Origin of the sequence: Actinokineospora inagensis DSM 44258 (assembly GCF_000482865.1) — a bacterium.
In the GTDB taxonomy this organism is placed as follows: domain Bacteria; phylum Actinomycetota; class Actinomycetes; order Mycobacteriales; family Pseudonocardiaceae; genus Actinokineospora; species Actinokineospora inagensis.
Genome location: NZ_AXWW01000028.1, coordinates 73,733 through 100,141, shown reverse-complemented (window position 1 = coordinate 100,141; position 26,409 = coordinate 73,733). Strand labels below are relative to the sequence as shown.

At 72.1% G+C, this 26,409-nt stretch carries 25 protein-coding genes and 1 riboswitch; of the genes, 14 read left to right on the top strand and 11 right to left on the bottom strand.

Translation table 11 applies throughout. From position 1 onward, the window contains the following. Window positions 1–6 precede the first annotated feature (6 nt). The 4 genes from ectB (at window position 7) to H504_RS0112345 (ending at window position 6,552) form a co-directional block, all read left to right on the top strand. Window positions 7–1,254, top strand: coding sequence for a diaminobutyrate--2-oxoglutarate transaminase (gene ectB, locus H504_RS0112360; RefSeq protein ID WP_026423024.1), 1,248 nt, complete (start codon window positions 7–9; stop codon window positions 1,252–1,254). Between the two features lie 24 nt (window positions 1,255–1,278). Continuing rightward, on the top strand, window positions 1,279–1,674 hold the full coding sequence (locus H504_RS0112355; RefSeq protein WP_026423023.1) for an ectoine synthase: 396 nt from the start codon (window positions 1,279–1,281) through the stop codon (window positions 1,672–1,674). Continuing rightward, window positions 1,671–2,570, top strand: a complete 900-nt coding sequence (gene thpD, locus H504_RS0112350; protein WP_026423022.1) for an ectoine hydroxylase — start codon at window positions 1,671–1,673, stop codon at window positions 2,568–2,570. The genes H504_RS0112355 and thpD overlap by 4 nt, the downstream gene beginning before the upstream one ends. Before the next feature lie 1,180 nt (window positions 2,571–3,750). Then, window positions 3,751–6,552, top strand: coding sequence for an AfsR/SARP family transcriptional regulator (locus H504_RS0112345; protein WP_026423021.1), 2,802 nt, complete (start codon window positions 3,751–3,753; stop codon window positions 6,550–6,552). A 726-nt stretch (window positions 6,553–7,278) separates the two neighbouring features. Here H504_RS0112345 and H504_RS0112340 read toward each other — a convergent pair. Further along, a complete protein-coding gene (locus tag H504_RS0112340) occupies window positions 7,279–8,064 on the bottom strand; it encodes an SGNH/GDSL hydrolase family protein (protein ID WP_026423020.1) in 786 nt (261 codons plus the stop codon). Between the two features lie 138 nt (window positions 8,065–8,202). On the opposite strand from H504_RS0112340, the gene H504_RS0112335 reads away from it, so the two are divergent. Next, window positions 8,203–8,835 carry a DUF3159 domain-containing protein gene (locus H504_RS0112335; protein ID WP_026423019.1) on the top strand — a complete coding sequence of 211 codons (633 nt, stop codon included), beginning with the start codon at window positions 8,203–8,205 and terminating at the stop codon, window positions 8,833–8,835. Here the strand turns inward: H504_RS0112335 and H504_RS0112330 are convergent. Together H504_RS0112330 and H504_RS34690 are read right to left on the bottom strand one after the other, a co-directional pair. Then, complete coding sequence (locus tag H504_RS0112330) at window positions 8,828–9,715, bottom strand: N-acetylglucosamine kinase (protein WP_026423018.1); 888 nt, start codon at window positions 9,713–9,715, stop codon at window positions 8,828–8,830. The two genes, H504_RS0112335 and H504_RS0112330, sit on opposite strands and share 8 nt — an antisense overlap. Further along, complete coding sequence (locus tag H504_RS34690) at window positions 9,712–10,239, bottom strand: winged helix-turn-helix transcriptional regulator (RefSeq protein WP_084467598.1); 528 nt, start codon at window positions 10,237–10,239, stop codon at window positions 9,712–9,714. Before H504_RS34690 ends, H504_RS0112330 begins: the two co-directional genes overlap by 4 nt. A gap of 395 nt (window positions 10,240–10,634) precedes the next feature. Here H504_RS34690 and H504_RS0112320 point away from each other — a divergent pair, with 395 nt between their 5' ends. The 3 genes from H504_RS0112320 to H504_RS0112305 all read left to right on the top strand — a co-directional run bounded on the left by H504_RS0112320 (window position 10,635) and on the right by H504_RS0112305 (window position 13,467). Next, on the top strand, window positions 10,635–10,868 hold the full coding sequence (locus tag H504_RS0112320) for a hypothetical protein (RefSeq protein ID WP_026423017.1): 234 nt from the start codon (window positions 10,635–10,637) through the stop codon (window positions 10,866–10,868). 387 nt (window positions 10,869–11,255) lie between these two features. Next, window positions 11,256–12,011 (top strand): GntR family transcriptional regulator, encoded by a 756-nt coding sequence (locus H504_RS0112310; protein ID WP_026423015.1) that lies wholly within the window; start codon window positions 11,256–11,258, stop codon window positions 12,009–12,011. A 4-nt stretch (window positions 12,012–12,015) separates the two neighbouring features. Further along, window positions 12,016–13,467: an MFS transporter gene (locus H504_RS0112305; protein ID WP_026423014.1), complete on the top strand. Its 1,452-nt coding sequence runs from the start codon at window positions 12,016–12,018 to the stop codon at window positions 13,465–13,467. On the opposite strand, the gene H504_RS0112300 is transcribed toward H504_RS0112305, so the two are convergent. Continuing rightward, entirely contained in the window at window positions 13,468–14,415 is a 948-nt protein-coding gene (locus H504_RS0112300) for a threonine ammonia-lyase (protein WP_026423013.1), read from the bottom strand. A 39-nt stretch (window positions 14,416–14,454) separates the two neighbouring features. Continuing rightward, window positions 14,455–15,135, bottom strand: coding sequence for a thiamine phosphate synthase (gene thiE / locus H504_RS0112295; RefSeq protein WP_026423012.1), 681 nt, complete (start codon window positions 15,133–15,135; stop codon window positions 14,455–14,457). 48 nt (window positions 15,136–15,183) lie between these two features. Continuing rightward, a riboswitch (TPP riboswitch) is annotated at window positions 15,184–15,289 on the top strand. Here thiE and thiO point away from each other — a divergent pair. The 3 genes from thiO to thiG all read left to right on the top strand — a co-directional run bounded on the left by thiO (window position 15,284) and on the right by thiG (window position 17,352). After that, the gene (thiO, locus tag H504_RS0112290) at window positions 15,284–16,396 is read left to right on the top strand and encodes a glycine oxidase ThiO (protein WP_026423011.1); all 1,113 of its coding nucleotides are present in this window, start codon (window positions 15,284–15,286) and stop codon (window positions 16,394–16,396) included. Its footprint overlaps the riboswitch before it by 6 nt. Further along, window positions 16,393–16,593, top strand: a complete 201-nt coding sequence (gene thiS / locus H504_RS0112285) for a sulfur carrier protein ThiS (protein WP_026423010.1) — start codon at window positions 16,393–16,395, stop codon at window positions 16,591–16,593. Before thiO ends, thiS begins: the two co-directional genes overlap by 4 nt. A 3-nt stretch (window positions 16,594–16,596) precedes the next feature. Beyond that, the gene (thiG, locus tag H504_RS0112280) at window positions 16,597–17,352 is read left to right on the top strand and encodes a thiazole synthase (protein WP_026423009.1); all 756 of its coding nucleotides are present in this window, start codon (window positions 16,597–16,599) and stop codon (window positions 17,350–17,352) included. Between the two features lie 18 nt (window positions 17,353–17,370). Here thiG and H504_RS0112275 read toward each other — a convergent pair whose 3' ends face one another. The 3 genes from H504_RS0112275 to thiC all read right to left on the bottom strand — a co-directional run bounded on the left by H504_RS0112275 (window position 17,371) and on the right by thiC (window position 20,371). Continuing rightward, window positions 17,371–17,805, bottom strand: a complete 435-nt coding sequence (locus H504_RS0112275; protein ID WP_026423008.1) for a MarR family winged helix-turn-helix transcriptional regulator — start codon at window positions 17,803–17,805, stop codon at window positions 17,371–17,373. A gap of 80 nt (window positions 17,806–17,885) precedes the next feature. Next, window positions 17,886–18,722: a bifunctional hydroxymethylpyrimidine kinase/phosphomethylpyrimidine kinase gene (gene thiD, locus H504_RS0112270; protein WP_026423007.1), complete on the bottom strand. Its 837-nt coding sequence runs from the start codon at window positions 18,720–18,722 to the stop codon at window positions 17,886–17,888. Beyond that, window positions 18,719–20,371, bottom strand: a complete 1,653-nt coding sequence (thiC, locus tag H504_RS0112265; RefSeq protein WP_026423006.1) for a phosphomethylpyrimidine synthase ThiC — start codon at window positions 20,369–20,371, stop codon at window positions 18,719–18,721. The genes thiD and thiC overlap by 4 nt, the downstream gene beginning before the upstream one ends. 186 nt (window positions 20,372–20,557) lie before the next feature. Here thiC and H504_RS0112260 point away from each other — a divergent pair, with 186 nt between their 5' ends. After that, window positions 20,558–21,172 (top strand): hypothetical protein, encoded by a 615-nt coding sequence (locus H504_RS0112260; protein ID WP_026423005.1) that lies wholly within the window; start codon window positions 20,558–20,560, stop codon window positions 21,170–21,172. A 22-nt stretch (window positions 21,173–21,194) separates the two neighbouring features. Here H504_RS0112260 and H504_RS0112255 read toward each other — a convergent pair whose 3' ends face one another. Next, on the bottom strand, window positions 21,195–21,797 hold the full coding sequence (locus H504_RS0112255; protein WP_026423004.1) for a LysE family translocator: 603 nt from the start codon (window positions 21,795–21,797) through the stop codon (window positions 21,195–21,197). A gap of 43 nt (window positions 21,798–21,840) precedes the next feature. Beyond that, window positions 21,841–22,410, bottom strand: a complete 570-nt coding sequence (locus H504_RS0112250; RefSeq protein WP_026423003.1) for a peptide deformylase — start codon at window positions 22,408–22,410, stop codon at window positions 21,841–21,843. Window positions 22,411–22,544: 134 nt separating this feature from the next. Here H504_RS0112250 and H504_RS0112245 point away from each other — a divergent pair, with 134 nt between their 5' ends. Together H504_RS0112245 and H504_RS0112240 are read left to right on the top strand one after the other, a co-directional pair. Beyond that, a complete protein-coding gene (locus H504_RS0112245; RefSeq protein WP_026423002.1) occupies window positions 22,545–22,856 on the top strand; it encodes a DUF3263 domain-containing protein in 312 nt (103 codons plus the stop codon). Next, a complete protein-coding gene (locus H504_RS0112240) occupies window positions 22,853–23,476 on the top strand; it encodes a LytR C-terminal domain-containing protein (RefSeq protein ID WP_026423001.1) in 624 nt (207 codons plus the stop codon). The genes H504_RS0112245 and H504_RS0112240 overlap by 4 nt, the downstream gene beginning before the upstream one ends. Before the next feature lie 672 nt (window positions 23,477–24,148). On the opposite strand, the gene H504_RS0112230 is transcribed toward H504_RS0112240, so the two are convergent. Next, window positions 24,149–26,380, bottom strand: coding sequence for an AAA family ATPase (locus H504_RS0112230; protein WP_026423000.1), 2,232 nt, complete (start codon window positions 26,378–26,380; stop codon window positions 24,149–24,151). Window positions 26,381–26,409: the final 29 nt, after the last annotated feature.

Here is a 26,409-nt window from a genome sequence, read left to right as displayed (position 1 = left end):
TTTCCGATGACCGTGTTCGAGACGCTCGAATCCGAGGTTCGCAGCTACAGCCGGGGCTGGCCGGTCGTGTTCGACCGCGCGGTCGGCAGCCACCTCTACGACGAGTCCGGGAAGTCCTATGTGGACTTCTTCGCCGGTGCGGGCGCCCTCAACTACGGGCACAACAACCCGGTGCTCAAACAGGCCGTGGTCGACTACATCCTGCGCGACGGCGTCACGCACGCCCTCGACATGCAGACCGTGGCCAAGCGCGACTTCCTGGAGTCCTTTCGGGACTTGGTGCTCACCCCGCGCGAGCTGGACTACAAGGTCATGTTCCCCGGTCCGGCCGGGGCGAACGCGGTCGAGGCCGCGCTGAAGCTGGCCCGCAAGGTGACCGGCCGCGTGTCGGTCGTCAACTTCACCAACGCCTTCCACGGCATGACGCTGGGCGCGCTGTCGGTCACCGGCAACTCCATGAAGCGCGGCGGCGCGGGCGTCCCGCTGGTGCACGCCACCCCGATGCCCTACGACAACTACCTCGACGGCCGGGTCCCGGACTTCCTGTGGCTGGAGCGGTTGCTCGCCGACAGCGGCAGCGGCCTGAACGAGCCCGCCGCTGTCATCGTGGAAACCGTGCAGGGCGAGGGCGGCATCAACGCCGCGCGTGTGGAGTGGTTGCGCGGCTTGGCCGAACTGTGCGAGCGGCACGGCATCCTGCTGATCGTTGACGACGTGCAGATGGGCTGCGGCCGCACCGGCCCGTTCTTCAGCTTCGAGGTCGCGGGCATCACCCCGGACATCGTGTGCCTGTCCAAGTCCATCGGCGGTTTCGGCCTGCCGCTGGCGCTCACCCTGATCCGGCCGGACCTGGACGTGTGGGAGCCGGGCGAGCACAACGGCACCTTCCGCGGCATCAACCCGGCGTTCGTCGCGTCCACCGAGGCCCTGCGCGCGTACTGGACCGACGACACCCTGGAGAAAAGCACGCTGGCCAAGGGGGAACAGGTCGAACGGGTCCTGCTCGGCATCGCCGACGCCCACCCGGACGCCGACCTGCGCGCCAAGGGCCGTGGTCTGGCCCGTGGCCTGCGTTTCGCCGACGGCGCGACCGCCGGTGCCGTCTGCTCGGCCGCTTTCCAGCGTGGCCTGCTGATGGAGACCTCCGGCCCGGACGGCGAGGTCGCCAAGGTCATGCCGCCGCTGACCATCACCGACGACGAGTTGGACGACGGCTTGCGGATCCTCACCGAGTCCGTGGCCGCCACCCGGTAAAGCCCATCCTGGAGGAGGCAACCGATGATCGTCCGCACGCTGGACGAGATCACCGACACCGACCGCGACGTCCAGGCCGAGAACTGGCGCAGCAAGCGGATCATCCTGGCCAAGGACGCCGTCGGGTTCTCGGTGCACGAGACCGTGCTGTACCCGGGCAGGGTCAACGAGTTCTGGTACGCCAACCACGTCGAGGCCGTGTTCGTCGTCGAGGGGGAGGGTGAGCTGCTGGACAAGGAAACCGGCCAGATCCACCGGTTGGCGCCGGGTTCGCTGTACCTGCTCGACGGGCACGAACACCACCAGTTGACGGTGCGCAGCCGGATGCGCACGGTCTGCGTCTTCAACCCGCCGGTCACCGGCCGGGAGGTGCACGACGAGAACGGGGTCTACCCGCTGATCACCGAGGAGACCCGATGACGCTCACCGAAACCCGGGTCCAGGACCACTACCGCACCCGCACGCCCGAGCCCGCACCGACCGTCGAGCGACCGGAACCGACCGTGTGGGGCGGAATCGACGGCCCGATCGACGCCGCGACCGTCGCCGCGCACGACACCCGCGGCCACTCCCGGTACACCGATCTGCTCAGCTCCGGCGAGGTCCAGGCGTTCCGCGCCGAACTCGACCGCCTCGCGAGCGACGACGAGATCCGCGCCGACGAACGCACCATCGTCGAACGGGAGTCCAACGAGGTTCGCTCGATCTTCGAGGTACACCGGACCAGCGACCTCGTCGCGGAGTTGGTGCGCGACCCACGGGTGCTCGACCGCGCTCGCCAGGTGCTCGGTTCGGACGTCTACGTGCACCAGAGCCGGGTGAACTACATGCCCGGCTTCAAGGGCAAGGGTTTCTACTGGCACTCGGACTTCGAGACCTGGCACGCCGAGGACGGTATGCCGTTGCCCCGCGCGGTGAGCATGTCCATCGCGCTCACCGACAACCACCCGTTCAACGGCGGCCTGATGGTGCTGCCCGGCTCCCAGCGCACCTTCGTCCCCTGCGTCGGCGAGACCCCGTCCGACCACTACAAGGTGTCGCTGACCGAACAGGAGATCGGCGTCCCCAGCCGCGCCGCGATCACCGCGCTGGCCGCCGAACACGGCATCGACCAGTTCACCGGCCCGGCCGGTTCGGCGCTGCTGTTCGACTCGAACCTGATGCACGGTTCCGGCAACAACATCACCCCGTTCCCGAGGTCCAACATCTTCGTGGTCTTCAACTCGGTGGAGAACCCCCTGGTCACCCCGTACGCCGCGCCCGCACCCCGCCCGGACTTCATCGCCGCGAGAACGTTCGCAGCGCTAACCAGGTGACCCGTCCGTGATCACGTGTGACCCATCTGTTACCATTGCCCCGCGCTTCGCGCACGGTTGATCAAGAGCTGGTCGAGTTCCCACTCGGGGTGAGCCCGACGTGCTGTGGACCAACTCACGCGGAGTACGGCCCCGCGCCCACCGAGTCGGGATCGGTCGGGCCGCGGGGCCGATCCAGCTCACCCGACCTCGGCCGCTGGCCCCCGCGGCGACTTCGTCCAGCAGGTCAAGGCCTAGTTCGACAATTCGGTCGCCGCGCGGGGAACCCACGAGGCGGACGTGGCCGAGTTGTCCGCGACGGCCAGCCGTGCGAGGTCAAGGTCTTGCCGGGTACAGCCGCCATGGCGCGCTCCTCCCGGACGTCCAATGCAACCACGAGACCGGACCCGGTGGGCCACAAGTGCGGCGGAAGTGTCACACCCGGTCATTCCGCGCCGTACCCGAGCCCGCCGAACTCGGAGCCCGACTTCGCATTGACGCGGAATCTTCTCCGCCTGCCAAGAAGCATCACCATCTCGACAAGCAGACAGGCGGCCACCCACGCCGGTGCGGCCCAAGCCCCGCCAAGAGGGATGCGGGTGAACAACATGCCCGCTACGCGTGGACGCGGGCCAATAAGACGGCCACTGGGCGTGGGCGTGGGCCAACAACACGCCGCTATGCCCGGACGTGGGACTACGGGGTGCCCGCTGCGCGTGGACGCTGGTCAATAACCTGGCCGCCACGCGCGTAGCTCAGGCCACCCGACCCGACACCTTCCCGATCCCGCCTCATCTCTCGGTCGCCGACATCCCGACTGGCCGCGGACATCCCGCCCGCCGACATCCCCCGATCCAGCGCTTGACTTCAGCCCCGTCCGCCCCCAAGCCAGACCCCACCCACCCGGGGGCCGGTCGCCCATTCCTGACGATAGCGCGGAACGGGAACTGTCAAGAGGGGGTGGGCGCCGGCTGTGGACAACTCAACTGGTTGTGGACAACCACGGGCCAGCGGCGGTGGTGTTGGGCCGTTCATCCGGGGAATTCCGTTGGGCGGGGCATATCGCCGGTCCATAGTCATTAGGCCATCCGGTTGACTAGTGCCACAACGGCGCCCACGGGTTCCGATACGCCCTAGGTTTGTCGCGGGAGCGCGAAAGAACCGGCTTAGGGGAGTCGGTCCGATCGGGGGGTGGTACCGAGTGGCGCATGTCGCGCTCGCGGATCCGGAGCAGAGCGGACCGCGGTTTTGCGTGCTGGGCCCGGTGTGCGCGCTGGTGGGGGCGAACACGGTGGTCCCGGGTGGGCCGGGATTGCGTGGCATGCTGGCGCTGCTGTTGCTGGAGCCGAACCAGGTGGTCTCCGTCGAGCACGTGATGGATGTGCTGTGGGACCACGAACCGCCCGCGACGGCCCGCACCATCGTGCAGGGCTACGTGTCCAGGCTGCGCCGCTGGCTGTCCACAGTGGACTCATCGCGGGCGACCAGGATCCAGACCGCCGGTCCCGGTTACCGGCTGGTCGTCGACGAGGCACGCATTGATGTGGCGCTGGCCAGGGCGTTGCTCGCCGAGTCGCGCGACCGGCCCGCCGCGGCGCGGGCCGAGTTGCTCGGTCGGGCGCAGGCGTTGTGGCGCGGTCCGGAGCTTTCCGGCATCGGCGGTCGGGTCCGCGCGCCGGAACTGGCCGAGTTGCGGCTGACCGTGCTGGAGGCGCGCATCGACGCCGACCTCGAACTCGGCCGCCACGACGAGGTCATCGGTGAGCTGGCCGCCCTCGTCGACACGCACCCGTTCCGGGAACACCTGGTTGGTCAACTCGTGTTGGCCCTCTACCGCTCGGGCAGGCGCGCGGCCGCGTTGGAGATCTACCAGCGGTTCGCGCACCGCGCCGCCGGTGAGCTCGGCCTCGACCCCGGTCCCGGCCTGCGCGAACTGCACAGCCGCATCCTGCGCGACGACTCGACGCTGCTCGAATCCCGCCCCGCGCCGGTGATCGCGCCACGGGTCGGCGTGCTCACCCCGGCCCAGTTGCCCGCCGCGCCACCGGGGTTCGCGGGCCGCGCCGAGGAACTCAAGTGGCTCGACCAGATCCGCGACAACGCGGACGGCACCGCGCCCGCCATCGGGGTGCTGGTCGGTCCCGCCGGGGTCGGCAAGAGCGCGCTCACCCTGGTGTGGGGTGCCCGCGCGGCGGCGGACTTCCCGGACGGGCGGCTCTACGCCGGTCTGCGCGGCTTCGACCCCCGGCACGACCCGGCCAAACCCGCCGAGGTCCTGGCCCGGTTCCTGCTCGCGCTCGGGGTGGCCGCCGAGCACATCCCGGACGACCAGGCCGAGCGCGCCGCGTTCTACCGGTCCCTGCTGGCCGCGCGGCGGGTGCTGGTGGTCCTCGACGACGCCCGCGACTCCGACCAGGTCCGGCCGCTGCTGCCCAGCTCACCGGGGTCGATGGTGGTGGTCACCAGCAGGCGCAGGCTCGACGGCCTGGTCACCCACGGCGCCGCGCCGCGGGTGCTGGGCACCCTGCCGCCGGACGAGGCCGAGGCGGTCATCACGCACGCCGCTGGCCCGCCCGCGCCGGACGAGCTCGGCCTGCGGGCCCGCCTCGCCCGGCTCTGCGACCACCTGCCGCTGGCGCTGCGGATCGCGGGCGCCCGGCTGGTCGTCAGTCCACAGTGGTCACTGCGCGAGCTGGTCGCCGAGCTCGCCGACGAGCGGACCCGGCTGGGCGCGCTGCGCGTGCAGGACGTCGACACGGGGGTGCGGGCGGCCCTCGACCTCACCGTCCGGGGGCTGGACCGGGGCCACACCGACGTGCTCCGGTTGGTCGGCGCCGTGCCCGGTCCGACTTTCGGCCCGCACCTGCTGGCCACCATGGGGGACCTGCCGGTGGCCGCGGCCAGGGAGCGGTTGCGCGGACTGGCCGCGCTGTTCCTGGTCACCGAGACCGACCCGGACGTGTTCGGCGCGCACGACCTGGTCCGGCTCTACGCCCGCGAACTCGGCACCGGCACCGACCCGCTGCCCGCCGTCCTCCGGCACTACCTGGTCGCCGCCGACCAGAGCCGCCGCCACCTGCGCGACGCCGCCGACGACCTCGACCACGCCACGACCGACGTCGACGTGCCGCGCCCCGAGTTGGACAGCCGGGAAGACGCCCTCGCCTGGTTCGAACGCGAGTGGCCCAACGTGGTCGCCGCCGTCGAGGCGGGCGCGAAGGCCGGGCTGCACACCCAGGTGTGGCAGTTGGCCAGGATGGCCAGCGAGTACCGCCGGGTCCGCTCCCGCCGCGACGACTGGGAACACGTGCTGCGCCTCGGTCTCGCCGCCGCCCAGGCCGCCGCCGACCGCCGCGGCGAGGTGCTGATGCGGTTGAGCCGCTGCGTCCTGCTCACCCGCTTCGACCGCGAACACGAGACCGTCGCCGACGCCGAACGCGCCGTCGCCATCGCCACCGAACTGCGCGACACGAAGCTGATGGCGATGGGCTTCAACACCGTGGCCAGCGCCCTCTACGGCCAAAAACGCTACGTCGAGGCCCTCGCCGGCTACCGCAAAGCCCTCGACCTGTCCAACCGCGCAGGCTACCGGCTCGGCGAGGCCAACCTGCTCAACAACATCGCGCAGGTCCACCGGAACCTGGGCGCCCCCGCCGAAGCCGTCGGCCCGCAGGCCCGCGCCGTGGCCCTCTACCGGCAGGTCGGCGACCTCGGTTTCGTCGGCATCGCCCTGGCCAACCTCGCCGAACTCGAACACGAGCTGACCATCTTCGAAGCCGCCGAAACCCACGCCCGCGAAGCCGTCGACCTCGCCGAAGCCAACGGCCTCGACCTCACCGAGGCGTTCGCCCGCGAAGTCCTCGCCCGCGTCCACCGCGACCGCGGCGACATCGCCGAGGCCCGGGTCGAACTCACCCTCGCCCTGGAGCTCTACCGCCTGGTCCAATCCCCGGCCGCCGACGCCGTCCAAGCCGGACTGGCCGCCCTCCCCACCGACGTTTAGTGAACGCTTAGCCGGACCCGGCCGTATGCCGGCATCCTCCCCCCGCAGGGTGACCGACTCACCGTCACCCTGGGCCGCGGCGGGAGAAATTGGGGGTGCGGCCCGACGCACCGGCCGGCGCTCTCGGGGGAGGGAGAGCCGGCCGGTGCGTCATATGCCCCCCGTTTGTCCACACCCCCACTCGCCCCGCCCCCACACTGCCGCGCCTGCCACTACACTCAACTGACCCCTGCCCTGCTCCCCGCCGACACCGGGATCCCCCGAGGCCCAACGTATGGCCGGACGGGTGTGGAGAGTGCAGGCTGCTTGGCCGCTGTGGACAGCCGTCTTGTTTGTGGACAACCGATTCACCGGTGGGCCGGTTGATCGCCGGTTGTGTTCGTGGATTGTCCACAGGGCGGTTGTTCGTCCACAACTGCCATCGCGACGTCCCACTTTGTCGCCCAGCCCGCCTAGGCTTGATTCGGGGGCTGCTCAGGTCGGCTGACCTACGGTGCCCTTCCGCACGGCGACAGTCTGATCGGCAGGTCGTCCACCACGCCCCCGTCGCTCCCCGATCCTGCTGATCACGCCGGAGGGTCCACTGGTCTGTTGGGGTCGACACCGGCGTAGCCACGACCGCGCTCCACACAGCCACTGGTTGTCCACAGGCCGCGTCCGAGAGCCCCAGTTCGTCGGTGGCCTCGACTAGGCTTGATTCGGGGGCTGCTCAGCCGGGTTCGACACTCACACCCCGGCCGTGTGGTCGTCCGCTCGCCACGGTGTCAGTTCGGGGCGTTTGGGTTGCAGGCCATCGCCGAGGGATTCGCCGCGGATTTGGCGGCGTACCCAGGGGATCAGGTGGGTGGTCGTCCAGGCGAGGTCGTCTTGGCGCAGTTGCAGCCAGGGTTTGCGGTCTTCGCTGGGGAGCGGCTCGCGCCAGTCCTCGGTGACCGGCACGTCCAGCACCTCGGCGGTGCGCAGGGCGATCCGCCGGTGGCCCTCCGTGGAGAAGTGCAGGCGGTCGTCGCACCAGGAGCGGCGGTCGTGCAGGGCGGGCATGGACCAGAGGTCGACCAGGCGGGCGCCGTGCCGGTCGGCGATGGCGTGCAGGTGGCCGTTGTAGATGGCGACCTTGCCGCGGAAGCGGCGGATCAGCGGTTGGACCTTGGGGTCGGGGCCGGTGAAGATGACCACCTCGGACCCGGCGGCGCGCAGGGCCCCGACGGCCGTGTCGAACAGGGCGGCCACGTCGTCGACGTCCGTGCCGGGGGTGATGATGTCGTTGCCGCCGCCGCACAGGGTGACCAGGGACGGGCGGGCGGCCAGGGCGACCGGGATCTGCTCCTCGACGATCTCCTGCAGCATCTTGCCGCGCAGGGCGAGGTTGGCGTAGCGGAAGTCGGGTTCCTGGGCGGCCATGATGTCGGCGAGCCGGTCGGCCCAACCGATGTAGCGGCCGTCCGGGTCGAGGTCGCTCATCCCCTCGGTGAAGCTGTCGCCGATCGCGATCCAACTCGCCCAGCCGTGCACAGTGACCTCCCCAGGGACCGTTGCTTTCACCGACCAAACGCGCACAGTATGCCTGCGCATTCCCGCCCGGTCACCGGATTACGGTAGTGCCGCCCCCCGACACTCCGGTGTGCGACCGGGATCGGGCAGGCTGGAGGGGTGACCGACTCGCTGTCCGACGTCCTGGGCGGTCGCCGTGGCGCGTTCGACGCCACGGTGCCGCCGGTGGCGTTCGCCCTGGTGTGGCTGCTCACGTCAACCGTCGGCTGGGCGACGGCGGCGGCCATCGGGTCGGCCGCCGTGGTGGCCGTCACCCGGCTCGCCCGCGGCGACAGGCCGACGGCGGTGATCGGCAGCATCGCGGCGGTCGTGGTCGCCGCGGTCGTGGTGCTGCACACCGGCCACGCCGAGGACTTCTTCCTGATCCAACTGCTGTCGAACGTCGCCAGCGCGCTCGCCTGGGCGGTCAGCATCTTGATCCGCTGGCCGCTGCTCGGCGTTGTTGTCGGCCTGCTCCTGGGTCAACGGTTCCGCTGGCGCAAGGACCCGTGGCTACTGCGCGCGTACAACCGTGCGAGCTGGGTGTGGGTCCTGCAGTACGTGCTGCGCACCGTCGTCTACGGGTTCCTGTGGTCGATCGGCCAGGTCACCGCGCTCGCCGTGGCCAGGGTCGCGTTGTCGTGGCCGTTGGTCGCGGTCGTTGTCGCGGTCAGCGCCGCCGTGCTCCGGAAGTCTCTCCCGGACGACCACCCCGGCATCCGCCACCCGCGGGTCCGCGAGCCGGTCAACTAGGCGGGATCGCGTCCTCGCCGAACGCGTCGACCGCCGCGAGCCAGGCCGCCCCGAGCACCCCGTCCCGGGTTTCCGCCACCTCCCGCCCGGCCAGCAGTTCCCGCACCCGCGTTCCCACGATCGTCCGCATCACCGCGCCCGCCAGCACCACGGGCCCGCCGTCGTGCACCGCGATCGCCTGACCGGACAACGATTGCGCGGCCCGTTCGACGATGCCCGCCGCCACCGGGTCGTCCACTTCGCACACCAGCGGCGCGAAGCGCGCCAACCGGATCGGCGCCTCCCGGTTCACCGCGCGGATCAGCTTCCCGAACAACGCCAACTGGTCGTCTTCCGCCGGTAGGAACGAGACCACGCTCCGCGCCAGCGGCCCCAGCACGTCGCCGCTCTGCAGCATCCGCAACGTGGCCCGGACGGCTTCCCGGCCGATCCAGTACGCCGACCCCTCGTCCCCCAACAACCACCCGAACCCGCCGGAGGTCGCGTCCCTGGCCCGGTGCACGATCCGCATCGCGATCGACCCGGTCCCCGAGATCAGCACCGTGCCGTGCGGCGCCGCCGTCCCCGAGGCGAACGCGACCTCCGCGTCCGACACGAGCCGCGGCCGCAGCAACTCGAACACCGGCTGGAACTCCGCCGCCACCGCCGGGTCCTTCATCGTGGACACCCCGGCCATCCCGATCACGCAGGCCGCCACCGGGCGCTCACCCAGCGCCGTGCAGGCGGCCGAGAGCACCTGCGCGGCCGCGTGCGCGGGACCGTTGGTGTTCGGGTTCGCCCCGCCCGCCGTCCCCCGACCGACCACCGCGCCCCCGGCGTCGACGGCCAGCGCGCGCGTGCTGCTCCCGCCGACGTCGATGCCGAGCGCGACCCCGGTCATCGACCCGCTACTCCGTTCGGCGTAACATGGGCTTGCCCGCTCCGCTCCACCCCCTCGGCGGAGCGGGCACCCCCCGGCATCGACCGGGCGCCCAGGTGCTCCGCCTCCACCTCCCGCACCGCCAGCGGGTCGCCGCAGGCCGAGCAGGTCACCACCGCCTCGGTCTCGTGCCCGCAGGTGCTGTGCCGCAGCCGCACCGGTCGGTCCTCGGTGAGCCACCGCTCGCCCCAGCGCATGATGGCCGCCAGCGCGGGCCAGAAGTCGCGGCCCATGTCGGTGAGCACGTACTCGTAGCGGGTCGGCCGGTCCTGGTAGCGCTCGCGGACCAGCAGCCCCGCGCCGACCAGCCGGTCCAGCCGCTCGGTGAGCGTGTTGCGGGCGATCCCCAACTCGGCCTGGATCCGGTCGAACCGGCGCTCACCGAGGTAGACCTCCCGCAGCACCAGCAGCGTCCACTGATCACCGAGCAGGTCCATCGCCCGCGCGATCGAGCACGGCCACTGCGCGAACGATGTCCTCCGCATCGACCCAGTCTAGGAAACCGCGATCACCGGATGCGGGTGATCTTCTTGAACCCCCCGCGGCACCCCCGGGTCGCCACCGCAGCACCTCCAGGATCGACACGACCTCCTCGGCCACCCGGGGCACCTCGATAGGCAGTTCGGCCGGACCCCCAGTCCCCCACTCACCCGATCCGCCGAACCCGCCCCCACCTGCTTGCCAAGCCACCCCCACCGCCCTACGGGCGGCCCCCACCCTCCCGGGGCAGCCCTCGATGCCAGTCTACCGGTGGGCACCGACAGTGGGTCTTGACGAGGCCGACGGAGGGGTTCTCCTGTGGATAACTTCTGTCGCTGAGATGGGTGACGTTTGGGGGCGAGCTTGAGCGCGGCGGTCGCCGAGAAAGTAGCCCTGGCCGGTGGTCACGACCTGGTCGGCGGACCGCGGCCCGGCGACCGCCTCGTCCGCGTTCTCGGCCGCCAAAGCCCCCGCGACCGCCGCGCACGGCGTCGACGAGCAGGTACAACGCGGTGTGGATCTTGGTGGCCGCGACCGCGCGCGACGGCCGACTCGGCGGCTCGACCAGCGGCGCCCCCGGCATGTTGGTGGCCGCCACGGCAAGTGCGTCGCAGATCTCCTCGACCAGATCTGAGAACCACCCGATTGGCTGACTCTCACAGCGAGCACATCGGACAAATCCGGCCGCGCACCACAACAAGTCGTGGACGACGACACGAGTCCGTCAGACAGCAAGACCTCGGTGAAGGCATCCGGCGAACCGGCGACCGCCGCGCCAGGCCACCATGCCACCGCAGCCGGTTGCGCGGAGATCTCGGCCCGCACGCGGTCACCGGATCGCCGCTGGTTCGCCATCCGCCGCTCCGCGAGCGGTAAGGTCTAGACCAATTGTACCGTGCGGGCGGGTCCCCGCCCGCCCCCCGCCGGTCACGGTCGGGCCAAACAGGCGGGGTGTGATCGCGTGAGGTACCCCCGACAAGGCATTCTGTACGGGTCGGGCGCAATACTCAGGAGGGACGCCATGCTGGAGATGTCCACGGCCGACGGGTCGGACACCGTGGCGCGCGTGCAACGGGAACCCAAGTACTGGGGTCTCAAGCGCCACTTGCTCGACCTGCTCGGGTCGCTGCCACCCGGCTCGCCCATCCCGACCGAACGCTCGCTCGCCACCGAGTTCGACGTCTCCCGCACCACGGTCCGCCAGGCCCTCGCCGAGCTGACCGTGGAGGGCAGGCTGCTGCGGGTGCAGGGCAAGGGCACCTTCGCCGCCGAGCCCAAGGTCGCGCAGCGGCTGCAGCTTTCCTCCTACACCGAGGACATGCGCGCCCAGGGCCGCGAGCCGTCCAGCAAGCTGCTGGAGGTGTCCGAGATCCCCGCCGAGGCCGACCTGGCCCGGCTGCTGGGTATCCGGGCGGGCGCCAAGGTGCTGCGGCTGCACCGGCTGCGGCTGGCCGACGGCGAGCCGATGGCGATGGAGACCACGCACCTGCCGCTGGGTCGCTTCCGCGGCCTGCGCCGCTACGTCAGCGGCGGCGGCTCGCTCTACCAGGTGCTGCGCGAGCGGTTCGACGTCGAGATGGGCCACGCCGAGGAGACGATCGAGACCGCGTTGGCCGGACCGCACGAGGCCGAGCTGCTCGGCGCGGACGTCGGCATGCCGATGCTGCTGCTGTCCCGGCACTCGTTCGACACCGAGGAGCGACCGGTCGAGTGGGTGCGCTCGGTGTACCGGGGCGATCGGTACAAGTTCGTCGCCACGCTGAACCGGCCGTCCTGACCGGATGACCGACGTCCGCTGGGGTACCGCCCGCGCCCGGGGCGTGCTGGCGACCACCATCCTCGGTTCCGGCATGGCCATGCTGGACAGCAGTGTCGTCAACGTCGCGCTGCCGCGGATCGGCCGCGAGCTCGACGCTTCCGTCGCCGGTCTGCAGTGGATGCTCGACGGCTACCTGTTGGCCCTCGCCGCCCTGATCCTCGTCGCGGGCTCGCTGGGCGACCGCTACGGCAGGCGGACCGTGTTCATCGTCGGCGTGGTCTGGTTCGGCGCCGCCTCGGTGCTGTGCGGGTTGGCCGCCAACACGCTGATGCTGGTCGTTTCCCGGGTTTTCCAGGGAATTGGCGGCGCGCTGCTCACCCCGGGCTCGCTGGCCATCCTGCAGTCGGTGTTCCACCGCGAGGACCGCGCCCGCGCCATCGGCGCCTGGTCCGGCCTGGGTGGCATCGCGGCCGCGATCGGTCCGTTCGTCGGTGGTCTGCTGGTGCAGGCGTGGTCGTGGCGGTTGGCGTTCCTGGTGAACATCCCGGTCGCCGCGGTCTGCGTGTGGCTGGCGCTGCGGTACGTGCCGCAGACGCGCGACGAGGAGAGCACCGGCCACGTCAACGTCCTCGACTCGGTGCTGGGCGCGCTCGGTCTCGCGGGCATCACCGCCGCCCTGGTCGAGCTGCCGGGGCGCGGGCTGGACTGGCTCGTGGTCGGCTCGGGTGTGCTCGGGGTCGGCACGTTCGCCGCGTTCGTCCTGCTGCAACGCCGCCAGAAGTCGCCGCTGGTGCCGCCCGCGTTGTTCGCCAACCACACCTTCGTCGTGTCGAACGCGCTGACGTTCGTCGTGTACGCCGCGCTCGGTGGTGTGCTGATGCTGATGGGCATGCAACTGCAGACCTCGCTCGGCTACACGCCGACCGAGGCCGGGGTGTCCAGCCTGCCGATCACCGTGATCATGCTCGTGCTGTCCTCCCGGTCCGGCCGGCTGGCGGCCCGCTGGGGGCCGCGCTGGTTCCTCGTCCTGGGTCCGCTCGTGGTCGCGGGCGCCATGCTGCTGCTGACCAGAGTGGCCCCGGGAGCGTCTTACCTCGGTTCGGTGCTGCCCGCCGTCGTGGTGTTCGGCCTCGGACTCTCCATCGTGGTCGCCCCGGTGACCGCCACCGTCCTCGCCGCGGCGCCCGACCGGTACGCGGGCCTGGCCTCCGGGGTGAACAACGCCGTCGCGCGAACCGGGAACCTGCTCGCCGTCGCCGTCTTGCCCGCGGCGGCGGGCCTCACCGGCGCGGCCTACACCGACCCCACCGCCCTGACCCACGGGTGGCGGGTCGCCCTGTTGATCTGCGCGGCCCTCGCCACCGCGGGCGGCCTCATGGCGTTGAGCATCCGCGACAACGTCCTCGCCGCGCCGATCCCACCCGCGTGTGGGATCGACGCCCCACCGGCCCAGGTCGCCGACCGGTCGTCGTGATCAGACCTTCAGCAGGTCCGCCAGCGCGCTCGGGTCGACGTTGCCGCCGCTGAGCACGGCCACCGTCTTCCCGGCCGGGAGTTGGTCGGCGTGGTGCAGCAGACCGGCCACGGTCACCGCCCCGCTTGGCTCGGCGACCAAGTGCGCCCGATGCGCCAAGACGGCCACGGCGTCGCGGATCTCGTCCTCGCTGACGGTGATGATCCCGTCGACGTGCGCCCGCTGGTGCCGGAAGGTCAGCTCGGACGGCTGGCTGCGCAGGCCGTCGGCGATGGTCCGGTTCCGGTCCTCGACCGGCCACGACACGAGTTCGCCCTTCGCCAGGCTCGCCGCGGTGTCCGCCGCCAGTTCCGGCTCCACCGCCCACACCTGCGCCGCGGGTCGCAGCGCCTTGACGGCCGCCGCGATCCCGGAGATCAACCCACCGCCGCTCACCGGGGCCAGCACCAGGTCGACGTCGGGCAGGTCCGTGACGATCTCCAGGCCGATCGTGCCCTGACCGGCGATCACCCCCGGGTCGTCGAACGGCGGCACCAGCGTCGCGTCCTCGCGTTCGACGATCTCGTTCGCCAGCACCTCGCGCTGCCCGATGGGCGAGAGCACGACCTCGGCACCGTGCGCGCGGGTGGCCTCGACCTTCACCCGCGGCGTGTCCTCGGGGACCACGATCCACGCGGGCACGCCGAACACCTTCGCCGCGTACGCGACCGCCTGGGCGTGGTTGCCGCTGGAGTAGGCCACGACGCCCCGGGCGCGGCGCTCCGGGTCGATCCGGCCGACGGCGTTGAACGCGCCGCGGATCTTGAACGAGCCGACCGGCTGCAGGTTCTCCGGTTTGATCCACAGTGGCCGGTCGGCCCACGGCGCGGGCACGAGCGGGGTGCGCACCGCCGTCCCGGCGATCCGGTCGGCGGCGGCGCGGATGTCCTCGATGGTGACCAGGTTCACGGACCCCAGTCTGCCCGAAGTCCCAGTCTGCCCGAAGTCTCAGTCCACTGTGCCGGACCGCAGGCCCGCGGCGAGCGCCTCCGCCGCCGCCTTGGGGTCGGCCGCCTCGGTGATCGCCCGGACCACCACCACCCGGCGCGCGCCCGCCGCCGTGACCCGTGGCAACCGGGCGGCGTCGATGCCCCCGATGGCGAACCACGGCCTGCTCGGCGCGGCCGCCGCGGTGGCCACGACCAGGTCGAGGCCGGGCGCGGTGCGACCGGGTTTGGTCGGGGTCGGCCAGCACGGGCCGGTGCAGAAGTAGTCCACCCCCGGCTCGTTCTCGGCGGCGATGGCCTGCGCGAAGTCGTGCGTCGACCGGCCGATCACCACGTGGTCGCCGAGGATGCCGCGCGCGACCGACACCGGCAGGTCGTCCTGACCGAGGTGCAGCACGTCGGCCCCGGCGGCCAGCGCCACATCGGCCCGGTCGTTGACCGCGAGCAGCGCGCCGTGCGCCGCGCACACCTCGCCGATCACCGCCAGCGCGCGCAGCTCCGGTCCCGCCTCCAGCGGCACGCCGTCGCGCTTGTCCCGCAACTGGACGATGTCGACCCCGCCCGCGAGCGCCGCGTCCACGAAGTCGGCGAGGTCGCCCCGCTCGGTGCGCGCGTCGGTGCACAGGTACAGCCGCGCGTCGGCCAGCCTGGCCCTGATCCGGTCCCCGTCGAGTCCTGGCATGGAGGTGACGCTAGTGGGTCGAACCGCGGGCGCCTGCGCTACGGTGGGCACCGGTCGCACGGGAGTCCGGGGTACGGGCTGAGAGGGAGCTGCCGCTCCGACCGTCGAACCTGATCCGGGTCATGCCGGCGCAGGGAGCGTGAGGGACATGGGAGTTGATCGGTCCGTCGCCGTGGTCGGCGGCGGCGTCATCGGGCTGTCGTGCGCGTGGGCGCTGGCCGACGCCGGTCGCCGGGTCACCCTGGTCGACCCGGACCCGGGTCGCGGCGCGTCCTGGGTGGCGGGCGGCATGCTCGCCCCGGTCACCGAGTCGTGGCCCGGCGAGGAGGACGCCCTGGAACTGGGCACCGCCGCCTTGGCCGCCTGGCCCGACTTCGCCGCCCGGCTCACCCCCGTTGGCGGCGATCCGGGGCTGCGGTTGGACGGCACCCTCGCCGTGGCGGTGGACTCCGCCGACGTCGGTACCCAAGACCTGCTCGCCGGCCACCTGGCCGCGCTGGGTCGCGAGGTGCGGCGGCTGACCGCCCGGGAGCTGCGCGCCATCGAACCCGGCCTCGGTCGTGGAGTCCGAAGTGGACTGCACGTGCCCGGTGACCTGGCCGTGGACAACCGGGCCCTGCTCGCCTCGCTGCACAACGCCTGCCGCCGATCGGGTGTGCGGTTCGTCACCACGGCCGCCCGGTCGGTGCGCGGCGGCGCGGTCGACCTCGCCGACGAGTCCACTGTGGAGTGTTCGGTGGTCGTCATCGCCGCCGGTGCCCGCAGCGGCCGCTTACACCCGCGGATGTCGTTGGTGCGCCCGGTGAAGGGCGAGATCCTGCGACTGCGGTCCCGCCCCGGCGCCCTCCCGGTACCCACCCGCACCATCCGCGCGCACGTCGAATCCCGCCCGGTGTACCTGGTCCCGCGGACAACCGGCGAACTCGTGCTCGGCGCCACCCAACTCGACGTCGGCTTCGACGAGACGGTGACCGCGGGCGGGGTCCGGGACCTGCTGCGCGACGCCGAGCAGGTGCTGCCCGGGATCGCCGAGTACGAACTGGTCGAGACCGCCGCGGGTCTGCGCGCGGGCAGTCCGGACAACCTCCCGCTCATCGGCTGGATCGAGCCCGGCGTGCTGGCCGCCAGTGGCCATCACCGCAACGGTCTGCTGCTGGCCCCGATCACCGCGGCCGCCGTCGTATCGCTCGTCACCGGCTCGGAAGTCGCGGACGTCGTCCGAGCCGCCGACCCCGCCCGCTTCCCGGAGGTGCCCAGGTGATCGTCGTGGTGAACGGAAACCGGCACGAGGTCCCCGACAACTCCACCGTCGCCGACGTCCTCGCCGCCCTTGCCATGCCCGTGGGAGGGATCGCCGTCGCCCTCGCCGGCGAGGTCGTCCCCCGTGCCGCACACGCCGCGACCCTGCTCGACCCGGGCGCGGAGCTGGAAGTCCTGACCGCCGTGCAGGGGGGCTGACCCGTGGACGACCCCCTCGTCATCGCCGACCGCGAGTACTCCTCCCGCCTGATCACCGGCACCGGCGGAGCCGCCAACCTGGCCGTCCTGGAACGCGCTCTCGTCGCCTCCGGCACCGAACTGACCACGGTCTCCCTCCGCCGGGTCGACCCGACCGGCGGCACCGGTGTCCTGGACATCCTGCGCAGGCTGGGGATCGACCCCCTGCCCAACACCGCGGGCTGCCGCACCGCCGCCGATGCCGTCCTCACCGCCCGCCTCGCCCGGGAGGCCCTGGGCACGAACTGGATCAAACTGGAGGTCGTCGCCGACGACCGCACGCTGCTGCCCGACCCGGTCGAACTCCTCGACGCGGCGCGAACCCTGGTCGACGACGGGTTCGTCGTGCTGCCCTACACCAACGACGACCCGGTCCTGGCCCTGCGCCTGGAAGAAGCGGGCTGCGCCGCCGTGATGCCGCTGGGATCGCCCATCGGAACCGGTCTCGGCATCCGCAACCCGCACAACATCGAGCTGATCGTCGCCCGCGCCCGGGTCCCGGTGGTCCTCGACGCGGGTATCGGCACCGCCTCCGACGCCGCCCTGGCCATGGAGCTCGGCTGCGCCGCGGTCCTGCTGGCCACCGCCGTCACCCGGGCCGCCGACCCGGCGAAGATGGCCACCGCCATGCGGTCCGCCGTCCACGCGGGCCGCCTCGCCCGGTCCGCGGGCCGCATCCCGCAACGCTTCTGGGCGCAGGCTTCCAGCCCGCCGCGCTGACGATCAGCCGGTGAGCAGTCAGTCGGTGAGCAGTGTCTCCAGCACCGGGATGGCGGCGACCAGCCGGTCGCGGTCGGCCGGGCTCAGCCGGTCCAGCCTGCGCCCCAACTCGTGCACGCGGGACGACCGGACCCCGGACACGATGCGCTCGCCGGACTCGGTGGCCCGGACCAGCCACGCCCGCCGGTCGGCCGGGTCCGGCTCCCGGGCGACGTGCCCCGCGTCGACCAGGCCGGCGACGATCCGGGACATGGTCGGCGCGGCGACCCCCTCCTTGGTGGCGAGGTCGCCGAGCCGCAGCTCGCCGCAGTTGACCAAAGTGGACAGCGCGGAGATGGAGCCGTGCCCGAGGCCCGGGGCGCCGGAGCGGCGCAGCGCGCGGGACAGCCGCCCGATCGCGAGGTAGAGCCGGGCAGGCACGTCACCAGCGGCTGGCTCGGCCGATGTCGTCATACCTCATTGTGCCGGGAGCGCGCCCCGTCGCGGTGACCAGGTCCCCCGGGTGGCGCAGGCGGGTCGGTGCGCACGAGCGGTCAGTCGAGCAGGAACGTGTCGAAGTCGGGCAGCCGCCACCGCGGCGACACCGGGCCGACGCCCTGCCCCAGCGGGTAGGCGTTGAGCACCGACCGCTGGATGACCTTCTTCCCCGCCGCCACCGCCGCCACCATGTCCAACCCCTTGGCCAGCCCCGCCGCGATCGTCGACGCCAGCGTGTCGCCGCTGCCGTGGGTGTGCTTGACGTCGTAGCGGGGCCCCACGAACTCGTGGAAGTCCGTCCCGTCGTAGAGCAGGTCGAGGCATTCCGGCGAGCCGTAGAGGTGACCGCCCTTCACCAACACCCACTGCGGCCCGAACTCGAACAACGCCTTGGCCGCCGTGCGCTGCTCCGCCTGCGACCGCACGGTGATCCCCGTCAGCAACCGCACCTCGTCCAGGTTCGGCGTCACCAGCGACGCCCGGGGGAACAGTTCCCCGCGCATCGCCCGCATGGCCGCGTCGCTGAGCAGCGGGTCGCCGTGCATCGACGCGGACACCGGGTCGACGATGAACGGGACGGTCCCGCTGCGGCCGATCCCGACCCGGTCGCAGGCGCCCGCCACCGCGTCGATGATCTCCGCGGTGGCGAGCATCCCGGTTTTCGCCGCCTGCACGCCGATGTCGCCCGCCACCGACTCGATCTGCGCGGCCACCACGTCCGCCGGGATCGTGTGGATCCCGGTGACACCCAGCGAGTTCTGCACGGTGACCGCCGTGATCGCGGTCATCCCGTGCACCCCGCAGGCGAAGAAGGTGCGCAGATCGGCCTGCAGGCCCGCACCGCCGCCGGAGTCGGACCCGGCGATGGTCAGCGCGCGAGGCGGCGTGGTCACGACCCGACCACCGGCAGGTACACCGTGCCGCCCTGGTCGGCGAACTCCGCCGACTTCGCGGTCATCCCGGCCGCGATCGCCTCCACAGAGGACAGTCCGTGCTCCTCGGCGTACCTGCGCACGTCCTGGGTGATCTTCATCGAGCAGAACTTGGGTCCGCACATGGAACAGAAGTGTGCCGTCTTGGCAGGCTCGGCGGGAAGGGTCTCGTCGTGGAACGACCTGGCCGTGTCCGGGTCGAGGGACAGGTTGAACTGGTCGGTCCAGCGGAACTCGAACCGGGCCCTGGACAGCGCGTCGTCGCGCTCCTGCGCCCGCGGGTGGCCCTTGGCCAGGTCAGCCGAGTGCGCGGCGATCTTGTAGGTGATCACGCCGGTCTTCACGTCGTCCCGGTTGGGCAGGCCGAGGTGCTCCTTCGGGGTGACGTAGCACAGCATCGCGGTGCCCAGCCAGCCGATCTGCGCGGCGCCGATGGCCGAGGTGATGTGGTCGTAGCCCGGGGCGATGTCGGTGGCCAGCGGCCCGAGCGTGTAGAACGGCGCCTCGCCGCACCACTGCTCCTCCAGCCGCACGTTCTCGGCGATCTTGTGCATCGGCACGTGGCCGGGGCCCTCGATCATGACCTGCACGTCGCGCTCGCGGGCGATGTGGGTCAGCTCGCCCAGTGTCCGCAGCTCCGCGAACTGGGCCTCGTCGTTGGCGTCGGCGATCGATCCCGGTCGCAGCCCGTCACCGAGGGAGAAGGTGACGTCGTAGGCGCGCAGGATGTCGCACAGTTCGGCGAAGTTGGTGTACAGGAAGCTCTCCTGGTGGTGCGCGAGGCACCACGCCGCCATGATCGACCCGCCGCGGGACACGATTCCGGTCACCCGCTTGGCGGTCAGCGGCACGTACCGCAGCAGCACGCCCGCGTGCACCGTCATGTAGTCGACGCCCTGCTCGCACTGCTCGATGACGGTGTCCCGGTACACCTCCCAGCTCAGCGCCGCCGGGTCGCCGTTCACCTTCTCCAGCGCCTGGTAGATCGGCACCGTGCCAATCGGCACCGGCGAGTTGCGCAGGATCCACTCGCGGGTCTCGTGGATGCGCTTGCCGGTGGACAGGTCCATCACCGTGTCGGCGCCCCACCGGGTCGCCCACACGAGCTTGTCCACCTCGTCCTCGATCGACGACGACACGGCCGAGTTGCCGATGTTCGCGTTGATCTTCACGTGGAACTTCTTGCCGATGATCGCGGGCTCGGACTCCGGGTGCCGCCGGTTCACCGGGATCACCGCCCGGCCGATCGCCACCTCGTCGCGCACGAACTCCGCCGACACGCCCTCGCGCTCGGCGCAGAACCGCATCTCCGCCGTGATGATCCCGGCCTTGGCGTACGCCAGTTGGGTCACCGCGCCGTTCACCGGTTCCCGGTCGGCCACCCAGGACTCGCGCAGCTTGGGCAGTCCACTGTGGACATCGATGGTGGCGTCCGCGTCGGTGTACGGGCCCGAGGTGTCGTACAGGTCGAGGTGTTCGCCGTTGGTCAGTTCCACCCGGCGGACCGGTACGCGCAACCCGTCCCCGGTCTCCCGGTACGCCTTGCGCGAACCCGAGATCGGTCCGGTGGTCACCGTGGGCCGCACGGAGCGGTCGTCAAGAGCGGTCACGAGATGTCTCCCTACGCCGGCATTACCCGGTCAGGTTCAGCGGTCGGCAGCACCGGGTCCTCGGATGGGACACCAGCCGCCCTCTCAGCCCGCCATGGCGCGAGCTCCCGCGGTGTTCAGTTGTGGTCCGGACCGACACTAGCCAGCGGCGCCGAGGCTGCCAAGTGAGCCACTAAGGTTCCCGGCATGCCGTTGCCGTACCCGCCCGGAGCCAGGCTCGCGGCCCGCCCCCAGCGGGTCGAGCCGTGCCCGACCTGCGGTGACCCGGTCGGCCGCGGCTACCCGGCGTGCCTGACCTGCGCCGAACGGGTCGACGAGCTGTGGTTGGCGGACTGGGTCGCCCTGCGCGGGGACACCGACGAGCGCGAACTGGCGGCCACCGTGCTCGCCGCCCCCGCGGGCACCCACCCGTGGACCTGCGCCGACTGGGCCATGCGGCTGATCGCCTGCCCGGTCTGCCGCGCCGAACTGGGCACCGGGGCCGGTTGCGTGCACTGCGCGAAGACCGACCAGTCCCGCTGGGCCTGGGACCACGGCGCCCCCGCGACGGCGATGACCGGCAACGAACACACCCTCCGGCTCGCCGTCGCCGCCCTGCGCGGGGCGGGCGAACAACGCGCCAACGTCACCGGCTTCTGGCGGCTCGCCCTGCCGTTCCTGCTGGTCGGCGCGGTGCCGACGCCGGTGCAGACCAGCCGCATCCGGGTGCACCTGATCGCGGGCCGGGTGGACGAACTCGGTGAGGCGGACGGGTTCGCCGCGATGGCGGCCCTGGCCGAACTGCCCTGGCGGTCCGAATAGGACTCGGGTTCGCGACTCGGATTCACGACTCGATGGCGAGCCGGATGCCCAGCCCGATCAGGACCACGCCGGACAGCCGCTCCAGCCGGACCCGCACCCGGTCCCGCCGCAGCCAACCCATGACCCGGGTGAGCAGCGCGATCACCAGCAGGTACCACAGGGTGTCCACCACCACCCACAACCCGGCCGGCAGCACCAGCGCCCAGCGGCCCGCCCCCGGCTCGACGAACTGCGGCAGGAACGAGATCGCGAACACCGCCAGCTTCGGGTTCGCCAGGTTCACCACCAACCCCGCCCGGAACCCGGACCCCTTCGCCGGTGCCGCCGGTTCGGCCGGCTCGTGCTTGCCGAACAGCGCTTTCCCACCGAACCACAGCAGCAACCCGACCCCGGCGACCCGCAACACCTCGTACGCCACGGTCGACGCCACCAGCAGCACCGACAACCCCAGCGCCGCCGCGACCGCCCACACCGCGACACCGACCTCCATGCCCGCCACCGTCGCCAGCGCACCCCGGCGTCCACCCCGGATCGACTGCCGCAGCAGCATCGCCGTCCCCACACCGGGGACCATGGCGAGCACGACGGACGCCAACAGGAACGCGAGGAAACCGGACCAGGTCATGGCCGGAGATGATGCGCCCCGGCGGCTGCCCAGGGCGACCGAGTTACGCGAACGGGTCGTCCGACTCGGCCGGGTCCCACGACAGGCCGGGCACGCCCCACTTGTTCGACTTGAGCATCTTCTTCGACGCCCGCTGGTGCCTGCCGACGAGCCGGTGCAGGTACAGGTAGCCGTCGAGGTGGTCGGTCTCGTGTTGCAGGCACCGCGCGAAGTAGCCGGTGCCCTCCACCTCGATCGCCGACCCGTCCAGGTCCTGCCCGGTGACCTTCGCCCAGTTCGCCCGCCCGGTCGGGTAGGTCTCGCCGGGGACGGACAGGCAGCCCTCGTAGTCGTCGTCCGGATCGGGCATGCCCTCGGGGACCTCCGAGGTCTCCAGCACCGGGTTCACCACGACGCCGCGGTGCCGCGTGCCTTCGTCGTCCGGGCAGTCGTAGACGAACACCCGCAGGTCGACGCCGATCTGGTTCGCGGCGAGCCCGACCCCGTTCGCGGCGGCCATCGTCTCGTACATGTCCTCGACCAGGGTCTTGAGCTCGTCGTCGAACCGCTCCACCGGCCGCGTCGGGTTGTGCAGCACCGGGTCGCCGACGATGCGGATCGGGTGAACTGTCATGGCGGCAAGCGTAGAAGGGAGCCGGGCCGGACGCGCCGCCGACATGACGATCACTTCCGACGGTGACGTGGTGTAATGGCCCCGGGCGCCTGGTTTTCGCCCGCCAGGAGCCGACCCGTGAGGCGAGGAGCCCGATGGACGCCGCTGAGTTGCCGCCCGAGCAGCCGGTCCCGCGCGGCCGTGCCCGGCGGGCGGGCCTCAGCGACCGCGAGCGGGCCATGCTGGCCTTCGAGCGGCAGTGGTGGAAGTACGCGGGCGCCAAGGACCAGGCCATCCGGGAGCTGTTCGAGCTGTCCAGCACCCGCTACTACCAGGTGCTCAACGAGTTGATCGAGAAGACCGAGGCCATGGAGGCCGACCCGATGCTGGTCAAGCGGCTGCGCCGGATGCGCGCCACCCGCCACCGCGCCCGCGCTGCCCGACGCCTGGGGATGGACCCGCGATGACCACCGAGACCGGCGTCCGCCCCCGTACCGCCCGGGTCGCGGGCCTCACCCTGCTCGCCGTCGCCGCCGCCTCCGCGGTCATCGGCGTCATCACCCTCTTCGACGGCGGCGGTGGCCAGCCCACGGCCCAACCCCCCGCGGCCACCACGACCACCGCCCAGCTCCCACCTCCCGCCACCACGGCGGCGTCGCCCGCGCCCACCTCGGCCCAGGCGCCCACAACGCAGCAGTCCACGACGCAGCAGCCCACAACCACCACGGCCGCCGCCCCACCGCCCGCGACCACGGTCCCGCCGGGCACCCAACCCCAGTCAACCGGCCCGCTGCGCATCTACAACAACAGCACCATCCCCCGCCTCGCCGCCGACGCCGCCAAGGACATCCGCAACGCGGGCTGGACGGTCACCGAGGTCGGCAACTACGCCGAGCAGGCCAACGGCCAAGGCCGCATCGCCACCACCACGGTCTACTACGAACCGGGCACCACCGAGGAAGCCGACGCCCACACCCTCGCGGCCCGCTTCGGCTTCCGCGTGGAAGAACGCTTCGCAGGCATCAAGAGCGCCTCCCCAGGCCTGATCTTGATAGTCACCAACGACTACAAGAACAACAACAAGTAGCCCCACGCCCTACCCCGGTGCACGACCCGCGCACCGGCCACAACCCACTGTGTGGACCGGTCACCCACCCGCACCAACGATGCATTCCACGCCGCGCCCCAGCCCACGACCCGCGCGGCGACCGCAACCCCGCCGCTTTGACCAGGCGTTCGTCCGCACCGTTGGTGGACTCTGCGCCGTGTTCGGGTGCGCGATCTGCGCGCCCGGCCGCGCCCCGCTCGGTTTGGGCCAGGTGCTCACCTGGGCTGGCGGTGAGTTCCGCGTCGTGTCCCAGCCCTGATCCGTGCGGTGGCCGCAACCCCGCCGCTTTGACCAGGCGTTCACCCACACCGTTGGTGGACTCCGCGTGGCGTCCCCGGTCCGCGCGCCCGGCCGCGCCCCGCCCTGCTTGGAGCAGGCGTTCACCTGCGCCGTTGGTGCGTTCCGCGTCGTGTCCCGGCCCGCAGTCCGCGCAGCGTCTAGCACCCACCGCTTGGACCGAGCACCCGCCCGCACCAACGGTGCACTCCACTCTCCGCACCCGCGCGCCTGCGGTCGCAGTGACCCGCCTGCTTGTGGTGAGCACGGGTTGGCTGTGGGCGCTGGTGGTCGGCCCGAGCGTGTCCAGGACCCGCACTTCGACCGGTGGGGGGGTGCGCTTGGCGTGGCGGTTCTGTTCAGTTGTGCTGGGCGCTAGTGCGCTTGGCGGTTGTGCGCATAGGCCTCCAGGTCGGCGAGTTGGGCGGGGTCGAGGGACGGGCGGACGTTGGCGCGGGCGGTTTCCAGGTGCTGGGCGGTGACCTCGGTGGCGGCCAGTGACTCGCGCATGGCGGTGAGGGCGGCTTCGCGGATGAGGGCGGCGCAGTCGGCGGCCGAGTAGCCGGTGAGCGACTCGGCGTAGGTGTCGAGGTTGACGTCGGCGGCGAGGGGGGTGTTCTTGCCCGCGGCGCGGAGGACGGCGGCGCGGCCCTCGGCGTCCGGTGGGGGGACGTAGATGAGGCGTTCGAGGCGGCCGGGACGGAGCAGGGCCGGGTCGACCAGTTCGGGGCGGTTGGTGGCGCCGACGACGACCACGTCGCGCAGTGGTTCGACGCCGTCGAGTTCGGTGAGCAGGGCGGCGACCACGCGGTCGGCGACGCCGGAGTCGGCGGACTGGCCGCGGCGGGGGGCGAGCGCGTCGATCTCGTCGAGGAACACCAGCGCCGGGGACGCCTCACTGGCCTTGCGGAACAGTTCCCGCACCGCTCGCTCGGACTCGCCGACCCACTTGTCCATCAGTTCGGCGCCCTTGACGGCGAGCACGTTCAGTTGCCCGGTCCCGGCGAGCGCGCGCACCAGGAACGTCTTGCCGCCACCGGGTGGCCCGTACAGCAGCACCCCGCGCGGCGGGTCGACGCCGAGGCGGGCGAAGGAGTCCGGGTAGCGCAGCGGCCACAGCACGGCCTCGGTGAGCGCCTGCTTGGTCTCGACCATGTCGCCGACGTCGTCCAGCGCGACGTCGCCGGTGCGCAGCGACGTGGTGCTGACGGAGGTCGGCCGCACGGTCCCCAGCGCCCCGAACACGTCGTCCGAGCCGATGTTCGCGCTCTGCCGCAGCGCGGCCCGGATCGCCGCCTCCCGGCGCAGCGCGATCAGGTCGGCCGCGACGAACCCCGGGGTGCGCTCGGCGACCGCGGCGAAGTCCACTCCGGACTCGACCGGCAGGTCGCGGAACAGCACCCGCAGCAGGTCGGTGCGGGTCTTGGCGTCCGGTGGCGTCAACCGGAGCTCGCGGTCGACCAGTTCGACCCCGCGCAGCCGGGGATCGACGGCCTCCGGGTGCGCGGTCGTCGCGACCAGGGCGACCCGCGGGATGTGCATGGCGGCCCGCAGGGTGTCCAGCACCACGGTGGCCAGCGGCGGTGGCGATGTCGCAGGCAGCAACGCGTCCACGTCGTTGATCATCAACACCGCCGACCCGCCCTCGGCCGAGCGCGCCCGCGCTTCCCGCACGGCGGCGTCGAGCCGGGCGGCCGCGGCGTTGGCCTCCAGCACTGCCACCGTCGGCCCGGCCACCTCGACCACGGCCGCGTCCACCGAGCCCGCCACCGCGCGCACCACGCTCGCCTTGCCGACGCCCTCCGGCCCGGTCACCAGCACCCCGAGCCGGGCGGCGGCGCCGAGCCGCTCCAACAGGTCCGGCCGGACGAACGCCAACTCGAACCACTCGCCCAGCGTGCGGACCGCCTCCCGCGCGCCGACCAGGTCCGCCAGCGGCACGACCTCCGGCGGGGGAGTGGCCACAACGGACTCCACCGGCGGCTCGGTGCGCACCGCCACCTCGGTGCCGCCGACCGCGACCGCCGCGCGCTCCCCGGTGCGCACGCCGTCCCGCCAACCGACCACAGTGGACGGGTGCACGGTGACCGCGCCCGCAGGCTCGACCGCCGTGACCGTCAGCAGTTCGTTGGTCCAGGTCATCCCGATCGCGCGGGACAGCCTGCCGCGCACGGCGGGCACGTCCGCCCCCGGTGGCGGCGCCAGGTCCTGCGGCAGCAGCGACACGGCGTCGCCCAGCGTCAACACCTTCCCGATCAGCGCCAACCGGACCGTCTCCGGGGTGAGCGAGGTCGACGCCAGCCGCGACCCGGACACCGTGATCAACCGCGCCGCCGCCACCTCGACCGGCGAGACGACCACCTCGGCGCCCTCGGTGACGCCGAGGTTCGACATGGTGACGTCGTCGAGCAGCACCACGCCGCTTGACCCGCCGTGGTCGCCCTCGGCGGCGAGCGCGGCGCTGACCCGGGCGCCGGTGAGCCGCACAGCGTCCCACTGCCGCAGCCCGAGCGCGTCGATCACCTCGGGGTGCAGCCGGACGACGCCGCGGCGGGTGTCGAGCGCGGAGGGGGAGAGCCGCGCGGTCAGGGTGATCTGGGTGTCCACGGCGTCGAGAGTAGAGGTTCGCCCAAGAT

What these genes read in the sequence shown, in the direction of transcription:
- ectB (WP_026423024.1), top strand. Translation starts at nt 7, where the DNA reads ATGACCGTGTTCGAGACGCTCGAATCCGAGGTTCGCAGCTACAGCCGG.
- H504_RS0112355 (WP_026423023.1), top strand. Translation starts at nt 1,279, where the DNA reads ATGATCGTCCGCACGCTGGACGAGATCACCGACACCGACCGCGACGTC.
- thpD (WP_026423022.1), top strand. Translation starts at nt 1,671, where the DNA reads ATGACGCTCACCGAAACCCGGGTCCAGGACCACTACCGCACCCGCACG.
- H504_RS0112330 (WP_026423018.1), bottom strand. Translation starts at nt 9,715, where the DNA reads ATGACCGGGGTCGCGCTCGGCATCGACGTCGGCGGGAGCAGCACGCGC.
- H504_RS34690 (WP_084467598.1), bottom strand. Translation starts at nt 10,239, where the DNA reads ATGCGGAGGACATCGTTCGCGCAGTGGCCGTGCTCGATCGCGCGGGCG.
- H504_RS0112310 (WP_026423015.1), top strand. Translation starts at nt 11,256, where the DNA reads ATGCTGGAGATGTCCACGGCCGACGGGTCGGACACCGTGGCGCGCGTG.
- H504_RS0112305 (WP_026423014.1), top strand. Translation starts at nt 12,016, where the DNA reads ATGACCGACGTCCGCTGGGGTACCGCCCGCGCCCGGGGCGTGCTGGCG.
- thiE (WP_026423012.1), bottom strand. Translation starts at nt 15,135, where the DNA reads ATGCCAGGACTCGACGGGGACCGGATCAGGGCCAGGCTGGCCGACGCG.
- thiO (WP_026423011.1), top strand. Translation starts at nt 15,284, where the DNA reads ATGGGAGTTGATCGGTCCGTCGCCGTGGTCGGCGGCGGCGTCATCGGG.
- H504_RS0112275 (WP_026423008.1), bottom strand. Translation starts at nt 17,805, where the DNA reads ATGACGACATCGGCCGAGCCAGCCGCTGGTGACGTGCCTGCCCGGCTC.
- H504_RS0112260 (WP_026423005.1), top strand. Translation starts at nt 20,558, where the DNA reads ATGCCGTTGCCGTACCCGCCCGGAGCCAGGCTCGCGGCCCGCCCCCAG.
- H504_RS0112255 (WP_026423004.1), bottom strand. Translation starts at nt 21,797, where the DNA reads ATGACCTGGTCCGGTTTCCTCGCGTTCCTGTTGGCGTCCGTCGTGCTC.
- H504_RS0112250 (WP_026423003.1), bottom strand. Translation starts at nt 22,410, where the DNA reads ATGACAGTTCACCCGATCCGCATCGTCGGCGACCCGGTGCTGCACAAC.
- H504_RS0112245 (WP_026423002.1), top strand. Translation starts at nt 22,545, where the DNA reads ATGGACGCCGCTGAGTTGCCGCCCGAGCAGCCGGTCCCGCGCGGCCGT.
- H504_RS0112240 (WP_026423001.1), top strand. Translation starts at nt 22,853, where the DNA reads ATGACCACCGAGACCGGCGTCCGCCCCCGTACCGCCCGGGTCGCGGGC.